We start from the raw sequence: 17,899 nt of genomic DNA, 5'->3' as shown, positions 1-17,899 counted from the left end.
AGCGGAGTAACATTGTGGAATCCTTAATCTTATTTTCCTTAGTACTGGTGTTGCTCTTTATTGGCTTACCAGTAGGCATCAGTTTGGGCTTGTCCTCCATTCTGTTTATCACTTTTTTCTCACACGACTCGTTATCATCCGTAGCTATTTCCCTGTTTGGGGCGGGGCAACACTATACGTTACTAGCCATTCCGTTCTTCATTTTAGCTTCGTCCTTCATGTCGACTGGGGGCGTTGCTAAGCGTCTCATTAATTTTGCTATTGCGAGTGTGGGGCACTTCCGTGGCGGTCTTGCCATGGCTTCAGTTTTGGCTTGTATGATGTTCGCCGCATTATCAGGCTCTTCCCCAGCAACCGTGGTAGCCATAGGGACTATTGCGATTGCCGGAATGAGGCAAGTGGGTTATTCAAAAGAGTTTGCCTCAGGCATTATTGCTAACGCAGGCACTTTAGGCATCTTAATTCCACCTTCCATTGTTATGGTGGTATACGCAGCCTCCGTTGATGTGTCTGTGGGCCGCATGTTTCTAGCTGGTGTCATACCCGGTTTAATGGCCGGTGGTATGTTGATGCTCGCCATTTATGTGGTTGCTCGTATCAAAAACTTACCAGCCGAGGAATGGAAAGGTTTTGGCAATTTAGTCCGCGGTGGTAAAGAAGCGGGCTGGGGCTTGTTCCTTGTGGTCATCATCATGGGCGGAATCTATGGTGGTGTATTCACCCCTACAGAAGCAGCGGTTGTTGCCGCTGTATATTCGATCTTTATCGCTCTCTTTGTTTACCGAGATATGGGACCATTAAAGGGTCAAACTTGGACCAACGAAACGGACGCAGACCACGCTAGAGTTGGCTTTAATGGCACGGTATATGGTGTTTCATTCTTTTTAGTCTGGGAAATTATGTCCTTCTTCGCCTTTGCCGACAGCGAAACAGTCACTGGCGGTGACCGAGCTATTTGGGGGCTGATCATGTCCTTAGCACTGAGCGTTTTTTATGTATATAAGCGTGCAGCTCACCTTGAGCAGTCGCTCTTCAATTGCATACTTGCAGGACTACCCATTTGGGGACGTAACTTATCGCTAATGGCACGAGGTTTCTTCCCAGCCTTATTCAGTGAAGATTCACGTAAGGTGATGCTTGAAGGCACCAAAACAACGGTCATGCTTATGTTCATTATTGCGAATGCGCTACTTTTCGCTCATACCCTATCTGCTGAGCGTATTCCCCAAATGATTACAGAGTGGATGCTAGGTGTTGGCTTTAACTGGTTCACCTTCTTGATCGCTGTGAATATTTTATTATTGATCGGTGGTCAGTTTATGGAACCTTCTGGCCTACTTGTCATTGTGGCCCCAGTTGTTTTCCCAATCGCTATGGAACTCGGTGTAGATCCTATTCACCTAGGTATCATCATGGTAGTGAACATGGAAATAGGTATGATCACACCACCAATTGGGCTTAACCTCTTTGTTACTTCAGGGATCACCGGCATGAGCTTAGCGAAAGTGGTAAAAGCGGCCATGCCGTTCGTATTAGTTCTTATGGTATTCCTAGTGCTTGTGACCTATATTCCAGCTCTATCTACTGCGCTACCGTACAGTATTATGGGACCGGAGATCATTCAGTAGGACATTCAAAACACAAAAAAAGCGCCGCGAGGCGCTTTTTTTGTCACTTGAAATCACATTAACCAGTTTAACGAGCTAACCACCCACCATCTACTGCCATAGTATAACCGTGCATATAACGAGATGCGTCTGAGGCCAAGAATACCACTGGCCCTGCCATGTCTTCTGATAACCCCCAACGCCCAGCTGGAATGCGGCCTAGGATCTCTTTTGATCTTTGCTCGTCTTCTTGTAATGCTTTTGTATTGTCAGTGGCCATATAGCCCGGTGCAATAGCGTTTACATTGATTCCGTGTTGCGCCCACTCATTCGCCAATAAACGAGTAATCCCCATTACGCCACTTTTTGAAGCTGTGTATGAAGGAACACGTATCCCACCCTGATAAGACAACATAGAAGCAATATTAATAATGTTGGCTGGCGTGCCTTGCTTGAGCACTTGCTTTGCGAAACCTTGCGCCATAAAGAAAAGAGACTTGATGTTCACATCCATCACGTCATCCCAATCTTGTTCGGTAAAATCAATTGCATCATTACGGCGGATAATACCGGCATTATTCACTAAAATATCGACTTTACCAAAAACTTGTATTGCCTCACTCATCACATAATCCACAGAAGAGATCTTACTCATATCCGCAATCACACTATGAAACTTTCTGCCTAGCTGCACAGCCTCACGCTCTGTTTCTACAGGTTCTCTGCGATTAACGCCGACAATATCTGCGCCAGCTTTTGCCAAAGCCAGTGCCATACCTTGCCCTAATCCGGCATTACAACCAGTGACAATAGCCACCTTACCTGTTAAATCAAACATCTCTTGCATATGAACTCCTTGTTGTGATTATTGTTGAGTTAATTGCACCAAAGTAAGTGCCTTTAGGTGAAACTAAATTCATAATACAAATAAGAAAAGTGGGAGTAAATAAGACAGGGTAAAAAGCCCAAAAGAGACTTCTAGCTCGCAAAAATTATATCGCCTAGTTAGTTACTAGGTGTTTCAATTTTCACTGGGTTAGAACTGAATAAGTAGCCGTCAAAATTAGGATCTTGATGCTCAGATAAACACATCAAAGTGTCTTTAACATTTTCAAGGTGACGCCACATAGCGACTCTTGCGGCATCTGGCTTTTTAAGCTGAATAGCTTGTAGTATATTTTCATGATCTACTAACCACTGTTTACGATAAGCTTGGTCAGTAATATGAGAATGTAGCTGCTTCCACATGGAGCTCTGTTCACGACGCTGCCATAAGTTCTCAACCAAATCGACCAACACACTATTTTGCGTCGCTTCTGCAATGGCAAGGTGGAAAACCTTATCCGCTGCATGATCATTATTAGGATCGTCGATGTGTTTTTTCTCTTCTTCAAGGGCATTACGCAGCTTTAAGATGTCTTTTTTCGTAGCTTGTGATGCAGCAAACTCCGCCACATGGCTTTCTAGTAGCTGTCTGGCCTGCATCATCTCAAATGGCCCCACATCGTCTTTATCTAGATCTGCGGCAAATTGATCTGGTGAGCCGTTTGAGTCGGGCTTGGCTATAAGGTAAACACCACTCCCCTTACGGACTTCAACTAACCCCATAAGCTCTAACATAATAATGGCTTCACGCACTACGGCACGACTAACAGATAATCGTTCTGCAATATCACGCTCTGGGGGTAAACGATCACCAATATCAAGCTGACTATCTTGCAGTTCGCGATATAGTTTTAGGCCTACTTCTTGGTATAGACGCTTAGCTTGAACAATAGGATTAATCATTATTATGGTACGCCGTGTGGCTCAGTCGCTTATGATTCATTATAGTTAAGCGGCGCCGAGTAACATACTCAGCACCACTTAAAAACATTATAATGCTTTGATAGCCTTAACATAAGTCGCAATGTCATTATTTTGCATTGCTTCATCATGCATTGGCTCTACAGCTTTAATAAAGGCATCTTTGTCTACTTCTAGCACTTCAACCCCCATTTTAGCGGCTTTTTCTAGTTCTTTTTCTGTATATTCAGACCAAAGTTGCTTCATAAACTGTGTTGACGCTTTACCCGCTTTAACAATAGCTGCTTGGTTTTCTGAAGACAGTGACTCCCAAGTTTTACTGCTGATCACCAACACGTCAGGAATCATGGTATGACCATCAAGGCTAAAGTATTTCGCAACTTCACCATGTCGGTAAGTCGTAACAGCACCAATATTATTCTCTGCACCATCTACTACACCTTGCTGTAGAGCGGTATACAGCTCACCAAATGATAGAGGGGTCGGTGAAGCGCCCATAAGTTCCATCATTTTAATTGCGCTAGGGCTAGGCTGTACGCGGATTTTCATACCTTTTAGGTCACTAGGTGTTCTAACAGGCTTAGTCGTATAGAAGTTACGAGCACCACCATCATAATATGCAACACCTACGAAGCCATATTTCTCTGAAGAACGGAGGATTTGCTGACCAACTTCTTCACTTTCAAGAGCTTGATAGTAGTGGTCACGGCTCTTAAAAATGTAAGGGATATTAAAAGCACCGTAGGCTGGGTCAAACGACTCAAGTTCGCTGGCATTAGATTTTGCCATATCTAAAGCACCTGTTTGCAGAAGCTCTAGAGATTCCCTTTGAGTACCTAGCTGGGCATTTGGATAAACTCGAACACGTAGATCGCCATCTGAGTTTGCTTTTACTTCATCTGCAAAATACTTTAATGCCTTGTGAATCGGCGATTTTGTATCGCCATTGTGGCTTAACTTAAGTGTTTCAGCCATAGAGTGGGAAGAAAGGCCAAAGGAAGCGCCCAATACTAATGCGGAAGCCAAGCAAGCTTTGGCATTTTTCATTTTAATCATTTTGTCATTCTCCATATCGTATTTTTATAATTTTGGATTGGCAGGTGCATATTATTGCTTGGGCATCATTGCATGACGAAGTTTTTTGGTCAACCAATTATCTCAATCCTATTGACCAAAATAAATATTTCCGTCACCATTAACAAATAAACAACAAAAACAAACTCTTTTTCCGCTTCTCGGAGGCAAAAAGTGAAAGCCATCATAAAACTGGTTGACCAAACTCTATCGAAAGCCTGCGTGGCACTTACTATCGCACTTGTTCTATGTGTTGTTTGGCAAGTTTTCTCACGCTATGTTCTTAGCGCGCCAAGTACCGCAACAGACGAACTCGCTAGATTCCTTTTCATTTGGGTAGGTTTGCTAGGAGCAGCCTTTACTCTAGGTCAAAAAAAGCATTTAGCCATGGACTTTCTGCTTTTAAGTTTGGAAGGTAAGCGTAAACAACTCCTGCAAGTTTTCATTAACCTAGTCGGTATGATTTTCGCCCTCATCATCATGGTTTATGGTGGCGGTTCTCTCGTACTTAAAACCTTAAGTGTCGGTCAAGTTTCCCCCGTTCTGGGCTGGCAAATGGGCTGGGTATACTTTGCTATTCCGCTTAGCGGCTTCTGTATGATTCTTTATCTAACTCAAGACTTATTCCTAAACAAATCAACCGACTAAGTTCTTTTTGAACCGTCTAAGTATAACGATAAAAACAAGGATAACACTGTGGAATGGCTAGTTGCTCTCGTACTCTTTGGTAGTTTTTTCACCCTACTGGTTTTAGGCGTCCCAATTTCATTTTCAATTGCCGTGGCAGCGCTACTTTCAATCATGGTGTCTTTGCCTTTTGATGCTGCTATTTCAGTGGTCTCGCAAAAGCTCGCATCAGGTTTAGACAGCTTTACATTATTGGCCATCCCATTTTTTATTCTAGCTGGCAACATTATGAACCGGGGCGGTTTAGCGCTTCGCTTAATTGATTTTTCTAAACTAATTGCAGGCCGTTTACCTGGCTCGTTAGGGCACGTGAACGTCATTGCCAATATGCTCTTTGGCTCTATTTCAGGATCGGCTGTCGCTGCCGCCGCCGCGGTAGGTGGCACCATGGCACCTTTGCAAAAGAAAAGCGGTTATGACCCTGTGTTCTCAACCGCGGTAAACATTACCTCCAGCCCTGCAGGCTTATTGATTCCCCCTAGTAATGCGTTGATTGTTTACTCCTTAATTTCCGGCGGCACTTCCATAAGCGCACTATTTTTAGCTGGCTATTTACCCGGCCTCTTAATGGGATTGTGTGTCATGTTGGCCATTGCTGTAGTAGCAAAGAAAAACAATTACCCTGTCTCTGAAAAAGTGTCTCTGCCCGAAGCTGGACGAGTAACTTTACGCGCATTACCAAGCCTTGGCCTCATTGTTGTGATAATGGGAGGAATCATTGGCGGTGTCTTTACTGCAACTGAAGCATCGGCTATTGCCGTTATCTACTCATTGATTTTATCCCTTGCTTATCGAGAGATTGGCCTTAAAGACCTGCCTAGTATTATTCTAGGCTCCGTCATGACGGCTTCTATGATCATGCTGCTGATAGGCGCATCTATGGCAATGGCATGGGCCATGGCGAATGGTGACATTCCTTACGCTGTAAGCGACGCTCTATTAGCCTTGTCAGACAACCCTATTGTGATTTTGCTGATCATTAACTTAATCTTGCTGATCGTCGGCATTTTCATGGATATGACACCGGCGTTGCTTATTTTCACGCCTATCTTTTTACCTATCGCTTTAGAGTTAGGCATTGACCCTGTTCACTTTGGCATTATTTTAACCTTCAACTTATGTATTGGTATTTGTACACCTCCGGTTGGCAGTGCTCTTTTCGTTGGCTGTTCAGTCAGTGGTGTAAAAATTGATAAGGTTATCAAACCATTAATCCCTATTTTTGCCTTGATGCTGTTAGCACTTATGGCTGTCACATTTATTCCATCCATCAGTTTATTTTTACCAAGCAGTATTCTGGGCTACTACCCATAACAGCTGATTGATTTTGTACTGGAGTACACTTATATGAAACCCATTAAACATTGGCAATTACAGGGCGCAGAAGGCAACCGAGTAGACATCTTATGTGATGATCGCCACTTACTACATATTTTTGTATTAGAGCAAAACATCATCCGAGTACTGCTAAAAAAAGACGGCCAGTTACAACTAGCAAACAGTTGGTGTGTATCTCCCAACGATACAGATACTGCAATAGAAGGTCGTGACCGAATGAGCAGCGAGGGTTTCTCATGCCCGTCCTTCGAATGCACTGAAATAGAAGGCAAACTGAGCATTGCCACTGAGGAGCTAAAAGTAACCTTAAGCAGGCCGCTGCATTTATCTTGGTCAAACAAAGACAGTGACGGAAACTGGCAGCCGCTCGCATCAGACCGCCCAAGTAATGCTTACATGCTGGGAACCAAAAGCCAAGACGTTCACCACTATATGTCTAGAGAGCTTTCTGACCGTTACTATGGTTTAGGTGAAAAAACTGGAGATTTAAACCGTCATGGCGCCCGTTATGAAATGCGTAATATCGATGCTATGGGGTACAACGCAAAGACAACAGACCCTCTTTACAAGCACATCCCTTTTTACATTACCAAAACAGAGCAAGCCAGCTTCGGGATTTTCTATGACAATCTCTCCACTAGTTGGTTTGACTTAGGTAATGAGTTAGACAACTACCATGGTTACTATCGAAGCTATCATGCAGCAGAAGGTGATTTGGACTTTTATTTTATCTCTGCTCAGCACATAGCAGACGTTACTAAGAGTTATGTTAATTTAACAGGAAGAACAATATTTGGGCCAAAATGGAGTTTGGGATACAGTGGCTCCACTATGTTGTACACAGACGCAGATAACGCCCAAGAGCAACTGGGCGAATTCATCACTCAATGTGAACAACATAGTATTCCATGTGACTCTTTTCAATTGTCTTCAGGCTATACTTCCATTGGTAATAAACGCTACGTATTTAATTGGAACAGCAGTAAAGTCCCCACTCCCAAAAAAATGAGCGACGACTTCCACCAAGCTGGATTAAAACTTGCCGCCAACATTAAACCCTGCTTACTGCAAGATCATCCAAGGTTTGATGAAGTCTGGCAAAAGCGTTTATTTGTTCTGGACTCTGAATACGATCAACCTGAATCTTCCCAGTTCTGGGATGACTCCGGCTCTCACCTGGACTTCACCAACCCCGACACCATTCAGTGGTGGAAAGATAATGTAAAACAGCAATTGCTTGAAAAGGGAATCGATTCCACTTGGAACGATAATAACGAATATGAAATTTGGGACGGCAACGCCCGTTGCGCAGGTTTTGGAACCCCTACTCCAATCAAGCTAATCCGCCCTTTACAGCCATTTTTGATGATGCGTGCATCTTATGAAGCACAAACCGAACACAGCCCAGAGCTTCGTCCTTATTTGATCTCGCGTTCAGGCTGCCCGGGTATGCAACGCTATGTTCAAACTTGGAGTGGCGACAACCGTACTAACTGGCAAACTTTGCGTTATAACGTTCGCATGGGGCTTGGCATGAGCTTGTCCGGCCTTTATAACATTGGCCACGATGTAGGAGGCTTCTCCGGTGACCGCCCAGATCCTGAGCTTTTTGTACGTTGGGTACAAAATGGTGTCATGCACCCACGCTTTACTATCCACTCTTGGAATGACGATAAAACCGTTAACGAACCATGGATGTTCCCTGAAGTCACTCCAATCATTCGTGAAACAATGGCATTGCGTTACCGTCTAATGCCCTACTTGTACGATTTGCTGTGGAAAGCACACAAAGAACACGAACCCATGTTGAGACCCACCTTCTTGGACCATGAACATGACACCAACACCTTCAATGAGTGTGATGACTTTTTACTGGGTAAAAATCTTTTAGTGGCCTCTGTCGTAGAAGCCGGGCAACGCGAGCGAGAGGTTTACTTACCCGCTAACAGTGCAGGTTGGTACGATTTTCACCGTCAAACATGGTATGCCGGTGGGCAAACTGTCACTCTCAGCGCCCAATTGGAAGAGCTTCCACTTCTAGCCCGTGCAGGTAGCGTTATACCTACCAGTAATCGTATTGCCCACGCTGATGCTCAACTAGATGACAGCAGAAATCTATTAGTCTTTCCTTACAAGGGTAAGGGACGAGAGCAAACCAACATTTTTGATGACGACGGCTTAACCAACCAATATCAAGAAGGTCAGTTTTGTGAACTGGTGGTGGATTTAAACTGCCAACTAGAACGCATCGACATCAACATTCAAAAACACGGGCAATGGCAGCCTAGTTATAAAGAACTAAAACTAATACTTCCCAATAACGAGCAAAGAAGTGTGTTCGTAAATGGGCAGGCATTGTCTGCTAGTAAAACTGTTGCCATAGCGGATCTTTGATCCCTATGCCGTTATCCCTATTAGGAAGGATGGTAAAATGAAAAGTTTCTTAAACGACGATTTCTTACTGAATACAGAAACCGCGAAGTATTTGTATCATAACCATGCGGCTGAACAGCCAATTTATGATTACCACTGCCATTTAAGCCCAAAGGAAATAGCGGAAAACAGACAGTTTTCTAACCTAGGTGAAATTTGGTTAGAAGGCGATCATTATAAATGGCGTGCGATGCGTTCAGCTGGGGTCGATGAAAGGTTGGTAACGGGTGACGCGAGCTTTGAAGAAAAATACCAAGCATGGGCCGAAACAGTACCAAAGTGCATTGGTAACCCTGTCTATCATTGGACACATCTTGAGCTAAAACGACCTTTTGGTATCAAGGACACGGTCTTCTCTCCAAGTACCGCTACAGATATCTGGCATCAGTGTAATGATATGCTCAAGCAGGAGGCGTTTTCTGCTCGCGGCATTATGAAGAGCATGAAGGTTCGTATGGTAGGCACCACCGATGATCCTGCCGACGACTTACGCTACCACAAGAGTATTGCACAAGACCCAAGCATAGACATTGAGGTAGCCCCAAGCTGGCGACCTGATCGCTCTTTTAAAATCGACCATGAGCTTTTCTGCGACTACCTAACTAAACTTGGAAAAGCTGCCGACATTGAGATTAATCGTTTCCAAGACCTTATAGATGCCTTGTCAAAACGTTTAGAAATCTTCGATGCCCATGGCTGTGTTAGCGCTGACCATGGCCTCGACATGATGCGCTTTACCGACGTCCCTAGCATCGCCACGTTAGATACCATTTTGGCTAAACGCTTAAGTCAACAAAGTTTGTCTGAGCTGGAAATTGAACAGTTCTATTCTGCGGTTCTTTTATGGCTAGGAAGAGAGTACGCCAAACGCAATTGGGTCATGCAGCTACACCTAGGTGCGCGCCGCAATAACTCGACTCGCATGTATAAATTGCTGGGTGCCGATGTCGGTTTTGACTCTATGGACGACCGCCCTTACGCTGAACCCTTGGCTAAGTTTTTAGATACCTTAGATCAAACAGATGAACTACCTAAAACCATTCTATATTGCCTAAATCCAATGCATAACGACATGTTAGCAACCATGATTGGCAATTTTCAGGGTGGTGGTGTGGCCGGAAAAATTCAGTTTGGTTCTGGGTGGTGGTTTAACGATCAACTAGACGGCATGCAAAAGCAACTAATCAGCTTGGCGCAAATGGGGTTATTAAGCCAATTTGTTGGCATGTTGACGGATTCTCGAAGCTTCTTATCCTATACCCGACATGAGTATTTCCGCCGTTTGCTGTGCGACATATTAGGCAACTGGGTAGAAAAAGGTGAAGTGCCTGCTGACTTACCTTTACTAGGCAAGATGGTAGAAGACATTTGCGCTGGCAATGCCAAACAATATTTTGGCTTACAAGGTTAACTCGACCATAGGATTCGACATGAAGATTCAGACCACTCGCTCCAATTATAATAAAGACGATGTGAAAGTCGGTATCGTACACATTGGCTTGGGCGCTTTTCATCGTGCTCACCAAGCCATGTATGTAGAGAAAAACTTAAATCGCCACCAAGGTGGTGACTGGGGCATATGCTCAGTCAACATACGCTCTAACTTCACCTTAGTAGATCAACTTAACGAGCAAAATGGCCGCTACTTCATTGCCGAATACGAAAGCAAAGAAAGCGCTCATTTACGTGAAATTAACGCCATTAAACAGGCTCTGTTCGCTAAGCATGATAAGGCGGCACTGTTTTCTCAATTGACTTGCGAAGAGGTCAAAATCGTTACGTTAACGGTGACTGAAAAAGGCTACTATTTATCCCCTTCTGATATGAAGCTTTTGTCAGACGACGAGCAAATTCAACACGACATCCAGCACCCTAGCTCTCCCAATACGGCTCCAGGAATCATAGTTGAAGCATTACATCGTCGCCGTGAGCTTGGTTTAGCCCCTTTTGCTGTGTTGTCTTGTGACAATATCCCAAATAACGGCCAACTGACTCGTTCAGCAGTTTGTGAGCTTGCTGCGTTTCGTTCAATTGAATTTGCCCAATGGATTCAAGCAAACGTGGCCTTCCCAAGTTCCATGGTTGACCGTATTGTGCCAGCCATGACAGACAAATCGCTACAGCGCATCAAACAAGACCTTAACTGTAACGACCCAAATGCTGTTATGTGTGAAAGCTTTAGTCAGTGGGTGGTTGAAGACAATTTCCCCCAAGGCCGCCCAGATTGGGAGCTAGATGGTGTACAAATGGTGGCAGACGTACACCCATTTGAAACTATGAAACTACGTTTACTGAATGGCAGCCATTCATTGCTTGCCTATGTGGGTCTTGCCCATAAGTATGAAACTGTAGCCCAGGCGATTGTCGAACCGAGTATTGCTCAGCTGTTGCGTCACTACATGCATTTTGAAGCTAGCCCGACTTTGTCGTTGCCTGCGGGCATTAATGTTGGCAATTATATCGACACCCTAATTAAGCGTTTTTCCAATGACAGTTTACAGCATCGTCTAGAACAAATTGCCATGGACGGTTCTCAGAAAATGCCTCAGCGCTGGTTAGCAGGGGCTATTACGCAACTGTCGGACGACGAAACCGTACCCATGATTGCTCTTGGCATTGCAGCTTGGTTTGTGTACCTCAAGGATGCAAACCAAGTGGGTCATTACAGGGTTAATGACCCTCTGGCCGAGACCTTTAACACTTATTTTGAGCAAGCTACTGTTGTATCAGATCTAATTCCCTTGCTGCTCAGTAACGAGAAAGTATTCCCTTTAGAAATTCGCTCAAATGAGCAACTAAAAACGGCTGTAATCGAGGCATACCTTGCCATTACAGAAAATACAATGAACGAATATTTGGCACAAACCAATTATTCTGCAACCCAAATTGGAGGATAACGATGGAACATACTTGGCGATGGTTTGGCCCAAAAGATGAAACCACTCTAACCGATATTAGACAAACAGGCGCGACTGGTGTTGTGACGGCTCTGCATGAAATTCCTAATGGGGAAGTATGGACGGTAGAGGCGATTCAAGCACGCAAAGAGCTGATCGAATCCCATGACTTAACCTGGTCGGTTGTAGAAAGTGTGCCAGTTCACGAAGACATTAAAAAACGCACTGGGCATTTTCAAACCTATATCGACAATTACAAGCAGACCTTATTAAATTTATCCGCTTGCGGCATTAAAACGGTCTGCTATAACTTCATGCCGGTTTTAGACTGGACTCGTACTGATTTGGATTACGAACTAGCAGATGGCTCCCGAGCATTACGCTTTGATCAGACAGCTTTCGCCGCTTTTGAACTCTTTATTCTGGCAAGACCAGGCGCGCAAGATGAATACAACGATGATGAAAAAGCGCAAGCTCAAAAGTTCTTAGATAATGCGACGGAAGAAGAAAAAAACCGCCTTGTAGCCAATATTATTGCAGGCCTTCCAGGTTCTGAAGAAAGCTATACTCTCGATCAGTTCCGCGCTCAATTAGCTGAATACGACCACATTGATAAAGAGCTTCTAAGAAAGCATTTGCAACTATTTTTGCAGGAAATCACTCCGGCAGCAGAGCAAGGTGGCTTACGACTGGCTATTCACCCAGATGATCCACCGCGCCCTATCCTTGGTCTACCAAGAGTCGTTTCGGTAAAAGACGATATTGAATGGTTGTTTGATGCGGTTCCTAGCGAAGCGAGTGGTATTACCCTATGCACAGGCTCTTACGGCGTACGTGCCGATAATGACTTAGTGGATATGGTGAATTCATTTGGCCCTAAAATCTACTTTACGCACTTAAGGTCAACTCAGCGTGAAGAAACACCCGGGAGTTTCCACGAAGCTTCACATTTAACAGGTGATGTGGATATGGTAGGCGTTGTTAAAGCTCTGCTACTTGAAGAAAAAAGAAGGCAAGGTAGCGCGCAAGAGTTACCTCCATTGATTCCAATGCGACCAGACCACGGCCACCAAATCCTTAATGACTTGGCCATTAACGCCAAACCTGGTTACTCAAAACTAGGGCGTATGAAAGGATTAGCGGAAGTACGCGGGCTTGAGCTTGGGCTCAAAAGTTTGATCTAAATATAGTCGCTGGTCGCCCTTTATCAACGAGGGCGGCTGGCATAATTTATCAAGCACTCAGTTCTCCGCCAGCTAAACTGATCAACACTTATAAGAAAATAAACCAGAGCAAATAAATGAGCGGTGTTTAAAAAAGCTGATGTACGTTAGGGTGTCCTGTTACCCCATATACCACAAAGTTATCACGACCTTTCTCTTTAGCTTCATACATAGCCATGTCCGCTTCGCGGAACGCATTATCTAAAGTAGTATGTGGACTTTTTACATCAAGCGAAATACCGATACTTACAGTGAAGGTAACCTTTTGGTCTTTGTAAGTTATTTGCGTCTCGCGCGCTGAGTGAATGATCTCAGATGCGAGCTCTTCGGCTTCAATGTGTCTCGCATTAGGCATCAGGACTGCAAACTCTTCTCCGCCTAAACGCCCTACCATATTAGGACGCTGTACTTTATCTAATAGAATACGGCCAAACTCGACTAATACTTTGTCACCGCACTCGTGTCCATATTGGTCATTAATACTTTTAAAATAATCCAAGTCTATGACTAAAAGAGCAAAGCTCGATATACCAGAAATATCTGTAATACTATCTTCCGATAAAATTTTTGCCCCCTCTTGGTAAAAATAACTGCGATTATAGGTACCTGTTAAGTCATCTGACATTGCCATGTAAGACATTTTAAGTTCCAGTTGATCAACCTTTAAAAATAAACCAACGAGATACCAAGACAATACGGGGGTTACAATAAAAGTAATGATAATAGCCAAAGAAATGATTAGCCATAAATCTTCTTTAAAGGGGTGATACCAAGTGAAACCGTAAATAAGTAAAAAGTCTAAGGTACAAGCAAGGGTAGTGGCAGATAATGTCAGCAAAATAACAAATGGGACTCGTCCAAGCCCTCTTAGTCTTGTTCTAATGTATGAAGCCATTTTATCTTATTTCACCTTAAACTAAGGAACAGCCGAACTTAATAGAAATGTAGCTTACAAAAAATACTGAACTTATTTTTGGGATACTATCAAAAAATCATATTAATAAGAATCATTAAAATGTTAAAGAAAGTAAGACAATAGCTTTTCTTTGTTTTAAATCAAAATTCTCAGATTTAAAAAAGTTTATTTGAAAAAATCCTTATCTAAATCATATTTCTGCATTTTGTCATACAGTGTTTTCCTGGGTAACCCAAGCGCATCCATCGTGCCTTTTATAGAGCCTTTATTACGCATCAACTCTTGCTCAATCAGAGTTTTCTCAAAACGCTCTACTTGTTCAGGCAATGTCATCACGCCAGGGTTATTTTCGTTCGTGATTATTTGGTCAAACTCAAAGGAACCTGCTTCCCCCATAAGTACATAGCGCTCTGCTAGATTGCGCAGTTCCCGTACATTACCAGGCCAATCATAACTTAATAAGCTCAACATGCGAGATGACGACAAAGGCTCAGACTCACGTTTATACTGAGCGGTAGCGACAAGACAAAAGTGATGCCATAACAATGAAATGTCATCCTTTCTTTCACGTAACGGTGGAATATCTACACGGACGACATTTAATCGATAATACAAGTCTTCGCGAAAGACGCCACTTTCACTTAGCCGTTTAAGGTCCACCTTTGTGGCCGCTAATATTCGTAAATCCAAATCAATGGCATTGTTTGAGCCAAGCCGCTCTAGCTTGCGCTCCTCTAACACCCTTAACAAGCGAATTTGCATGGACATAGGCATACTCTCAATTTCATCTAAGAATAAAGTGCCGCCGTTTGCATGCTCAATTTTGCCGATCCGTTGTGCTTTCGCGTCAGTAAAAGCACCTTTTTCATGGCCAAAAAGTTCTGACTCCATTATAGCCTCAGGAACAGCACCACAGTTTATTGCAACAAAGCTGTGGTCGCGCCGACTTGAATGCTCATGAATATACCTGGCTACTAATTCTTTACCTGTCCCAGTTTCACCCTGAATTAAAATATCTGCACCCGTATCCGCCACATGCAACAGAGCCTGCCGTAATTTGTGAATGCCGGCATTATTACCGACTATACGAGGCCCGGGGGCATTTTGTGCTTGTAGCTCTAATCTTAGATTACGGTTTTCTAAAGTCAGCTTACGCTTCTCTCCTGCTCTTTTGACGACTTCAATAAAATCCTCGTTAGAAAAGGGCTTTTCGATAAAGTCGTATGCACCCTCACGAATAGAATTAACCGCCATGCCAATGTCGCCATGCCCAGTAATTAAAATAAATGGTATTTGCGCGTCCACTTTTTTAACTTCTTCAAATAATGCTAAGCCACTTTTGCCAGGTAAATTAATATCACTGACTATAATACCGGGCCAATCTAATGAGATGGCTTCTAATAAACCATTCCCACTTGCCAATTCTGTAACATCAAAATCCTCTAATTGCAGGGTTTGCGAAATAGCCATTCGTACGGAAGGCTCATCATCAATTAAAATGACTGGATTCAAATCAGACATTTACTCTCCCAGTTGGATACCGCTAAGGCGTTCAGACGGTGATTTAAAATAAGGTAAAGACACACAAAACTCAGCACCTCCAGTCTCTAGGTTCCGAGCATAAATATGGCCTTCCATAGCATCAATAATACGTTGACTAATGGACAAACCAAGGCCAAGACCTGCACCCGAAAGTTTTGAGGTATAGAAAGGCTCAAACAAGTGCTCAAGGGCCTCTTGACTTAACCCTTGGCCAGAGTCTTGCACCACTATAATGACCTGGCTGCCTTCTAAATATTGTTTTACTCTCACTTGCTTAGCTGTTTGCCCTGCTTCTTCAATCGCATCCGCCGCGTTGGCTAACAAATTAACGAGTACCTGCTCTAAAAAGACCATATCACCTTTCACGAAAAAGCTATCGCTTTTCTCTAAAATTAGTTCAATACCAACTTGCTTATAACGGGGCGAAATGATTCTTAATGCCCCACTAATGGCCTGCTGAACAGAGATGGCACCTTGTTGTACATCTCCTTTACGAGCAAAAACCTTAAAGCGTGCAATTATATCGCCCATATGGTGCCCAAGCTGGCTGATATGTTCCAGATTCGCTTTCGTTTGCCCGTAGTTTTTTCTTTCTAAAAACTTTAAGGCATTATCTGCAAAAGAACGAATTGCTGTAAGTGGTTGATTAAGTTCGTGATTTAAACCTGCACTGAGCTGTCCTAGCACTGCCAACTTAGCGGTCTGAATCAGCTCTCGTTGAGTTCCCATGTGCTTGTCAATTTCTTGTCGTAATAAAGCATTGGTTTTTTCTAATTCAGAGGTTCGTGCCAAAACTCTTGCCTCTAACTCGTTCCTTGCTTGAGTTATCTCGTGTTCATACAGTTTTCGTTCAGTGACATCATGAAAGGTCACTAGATAATGACGTAGATCGGGTAACTCTAGTTCACTCAAAGTCATTTCTACCGGAACCTGAGTCTCTTCTCCATATACGAGCTCGCCTTCTAACGTCACGGCGCCTGTATTTGATAATGACTGTACAGGGTTGTGTCCATAGGCACTTTGCTCTTTATCTCCCGTCAGGCGAAATAAAGACTCAAGTGGCTGACCGACCAAGGGGGCTAGAGAGCAACCTAATAATTTTTCTACCGCGGGGTTAAAAGACTCAATCTTCTTATTCTGATCTAGGGTAACAAGACCCGCTTGGGTATTCTGTATCACTTCACGAATGTAAGCTTGATTATGTCGCGCCATTTCATTGGCATCGAACCGTTCGCGTAGCATTCGACCTCTAAGAATCGCCATAGCAAACAGCAAGCCGGTTATGGTAGCACCACCTGCAAAAATCGCTCGCCATAATGCAATTTCTTCATCAATGGTTGCTAAGGGGGAAAGCATCGAGATTTTAAAACCTAACAACTGTATTGGTCGCGTCATTTGTAAGTAGGCATCTCGTTGAAAAAGTTCTCCTTTTTCGTCTTCTTGAACCTCTAGAAACTCAACAATATCGGACTCTTGGTCAAAAGCAGCTTGATACACTACAGAAAGCTTTCCTATGGAACGGTCACGGTACCTTTTGCTGTCTAAAATACGTTGCATTTCTTCATTGGTTAACACTCCTTGCACCTGATATAACCATTCTGGCCGTGAACTACCAAACACAATGCCATCTGGGTCTAGCAGTAGGAATTCATAGCCCTGATTAGTAAAACGCTTTTCGAACTGCATTAAATCTACTTTCACTACAGCGACACCATTAATGCTGTCACCTTCGTAGACTGGATAAGAAAAGTAATAGCCCCGGCGGTTAGACATGGTCCCCAAGGCATAATAGCGCCCAGGGCGGCCCTTAATTGCTTGCTGAAAATAAGGGCGAAATGCAAAATTTTGTCCGACAAAGCTCATTTTTTGACGGTAGTTAGAAGACGCTATGGTTAAACCGTCACGATCAATAATGTAGCTATCTGAAGCTTCTGTGATTCGATTAATTTGTTCTAGTTCACGGTTTAATTGCTGTATATCCGATTCTAGTCCGTCTCTTAGAGCCTTACGAACCCGATCATTGGAAGCTAACAAAGTTGGCATATGTTGATACTTTGCGATCGCGCTTTCTAGTACGTTAGCCAACTGATCCAATTGCTCTTGTGAATCTATTTTTAAGTCTTCAATCTGTTCTCGACGTAGAGCTTCTCCTCCTTTCCATAAAGAAAGCAATGCTACAAGTACAATTAAAGTGTACACAACCATTAAGCGTAGCTTATTCTGGTTAGCTAGTACTTTGACCGATTTCGTATTTGTCGTTTCTATCAAGGTTAGTATCCCAGTGGTGTATACTTGTTATAAATCAGCCCCTTGCATTAGATAATTGTTTCAGGCATGTTAGCTAGAGTAAATGCTGAACCACAATTATTTATCTTT

Annotated in this window: 13 protein-coding genes; 7 read left to right on the top strand and 6 right to left on the bottom strand. The window is 43.4% G+C overall.

Annotated elements, in window-relative coordinates; genetic code table 11:
* The first annotated feature begins 14 nt into the window (after positions 1-14).
* Positions 15-1,628, top strand: a complete 1,614-nt coding sequence (locus ACYVGZ_RS05525) for a TRAP transporter large permease (protein ID WP_460752352.1) — start codon at positions 15-17, stop codon at positions 1,626-1,628.
* 67 nt (positions 1,629-1,695) lie between these two features.
* Here ACYVGZ_RS05525 and kduD read toward each other — a convergent pair whose 3' ends face one another.
* The 3 genes from kduD to ACYVGZ_RS05510 form a co-directional block, all read right to left on the bottom strand.
* Entirely contained in the window at positions 1,696-2,454 is a 759-nt protein-coding gene (kduD, locus tag ACYVGZ_RS05520) for a 2-dehydro-3-deoxy-D-gluconate 5-dehydrogenase KduD (RefSeq protein WP_460752349.1), read from the bottom strand.
* Between the two features lie 158 nt (positions 2,455-2,612).
* Positions 2,613-3,395, bottom strand: a complete 783-nt coding sequence (locus ACYVGZ_RS05515) for an FCD domain-containing protein (protein ID WP_460752346.1) — start codon at positions 3,393-3,395, stop codon at positions 2,613-2,615.
* A gap of 87 nt (positions 3,396-3,482) precedes the next feature.
* Positions 3,483-4,469 carry a TRAP transporter substrate-binding protein gene (locus ACYVGZ_RS05510; RefSeq protein ID WP_460752344.1) on the bottom strand — a complete coding sequence of 329 codons (987 nt, stop codon included), beginning with the start codon at positions 4,467-4,469 and terminating at the stop codon, positions 3,483-3,485.
* Between the two features lie 192 nt (positions 4,470-4,661).
* Here ACYVGZ_RS05510 and ACYVGZ_RS05505 point away from each other — a divergent pair, with 192 nt between their 5' ends.
* From ACYVGZ_RS05505 to uxuA, 6 genes are read left to right on the top strand one after another with little or no spacing between them, the layout of a single operon-like run.
* Positions 4,662-5,135: a TRAP transporter small permease gene (locus ACYVGZ_RS05505; protein ID WP_460752341.1), complete on the top strand. Its 474-nt coding sequence runs from the start codon at positions 4,662-4,664 to the stop codon at positions 5,133-5,135.
* A gap of 48 nt (positions 5,136-5,183) precedes the next feature.
* On the top strand, positions 5,184-6,488 hold the full coding sequence (locus tag ACYVGZ_RS05500; protein WP_460752338.1) for a TRAP transporter large permease: 1,305 nt from the start codon (positions 5,184-5,186) through the stop codon (positions 6,486-6,488).
* Positions 6,489-6,521: 33 nt separating this feature from the next.
* The gene (locus ACYVGZ_RS05495; protein WP_460752335.1) at positions 6,522-8,906 is read left to right on the top strand and encodes a glycoside hydrolase family 31 protein; all 2,385 of its coding nucleotides are present in this window, start codon (positions 6,522-6,524) and stop codon (positions 8,904-8,906) included.
* A gap of 37 nt (positions 8,907-8,943) precedes the next feature.
* The gene (gene uxaC, locus ACYVGZ_RS05490; protein WP_460752332.1) at positions 8,944-10,356 is read left to right on the top strand and encodes a glucuronate isomerase; all 1,413 of its coding nucleotides are present in this window, start codon (positions 8,944-8,946) and stop codon (positions 10,354-10,356) included.
* 19 nt (positions 10,357-10,375) lie between these two features.
* A complete protein-coding gene (locus ACYVGZ_RS05485) occupies positions 10,376-11,842 on the top strand; it encodes a mannitol dehydrogenase family protein (RefSeq protein WP_460752330.1) in 1,467 nt (488 codons plus the stop codon).
* Between the two features lie 2 nt (positions 11,843-11,844).
* On the top strand, positions 11,845-13,026 hold the full coding sequence (gene uxuA / locus ACYVGZ_RS05480) for a mannonate dehydratase (protein WP_460752326.1): 1,182 nt from the start codon (positions 11,845-11,847) through the stop codon (positions 13,024-13,026).
* A gap of 127 nt (positions 13,027-13,153) precedes the next feature.
* Here uxuA and ACYVGZ_RS05475 read toward each other — a convergent pair whose 3' ends face one another.
* From ACYVGZ_RS05475 to ACYVGZ_RS05465, 3 genes are all read right to left on the bottom strand, one after another.
* Positions 13,154-13,960 (bottom strand): GGDEF domain-containing protein, encoded by an 807-nt coding sequence (locus tag ACYVGZ_RS05475; protein ID WP_460752324.1) that lies wholly within the window; start codon positions 13,958-13,960, stop codon positions 13,154-13,156.
* A 186-nt stretch (positions 13,961-14,146) separates the two neighbouring features.
* Positions 14,147-15,502, bottom strand: coding sequence for a sigma-54-dependent transcriptional regulator (locus ACYVGZ_RS05470; RefSeq protein WP_460752321.1), 1,356 nt, complete (start codon positions 15,500-15,502; stop codon positions 14,147-14,149).
* Positions 15,503-17,791, bottom strand: a complete 2,289-nt coding sequence (locus ACYVGZ_RS05465) for an ATP-binding protein (protein WP_460752318.1) — start codon at positions 17,789-17,791, stop codon at positions 15,503-15,505. It lies immediately after the preceding gene.
* Positions 17,792-17,899: the final 108 nt, after the last annotated feature.

It is taken from the genome of Marinomonas epiphytica, assembly GCF_054780655.1.
This window is presented reverse-complemented; position numbering and strand designations above follow the sequence as displayed.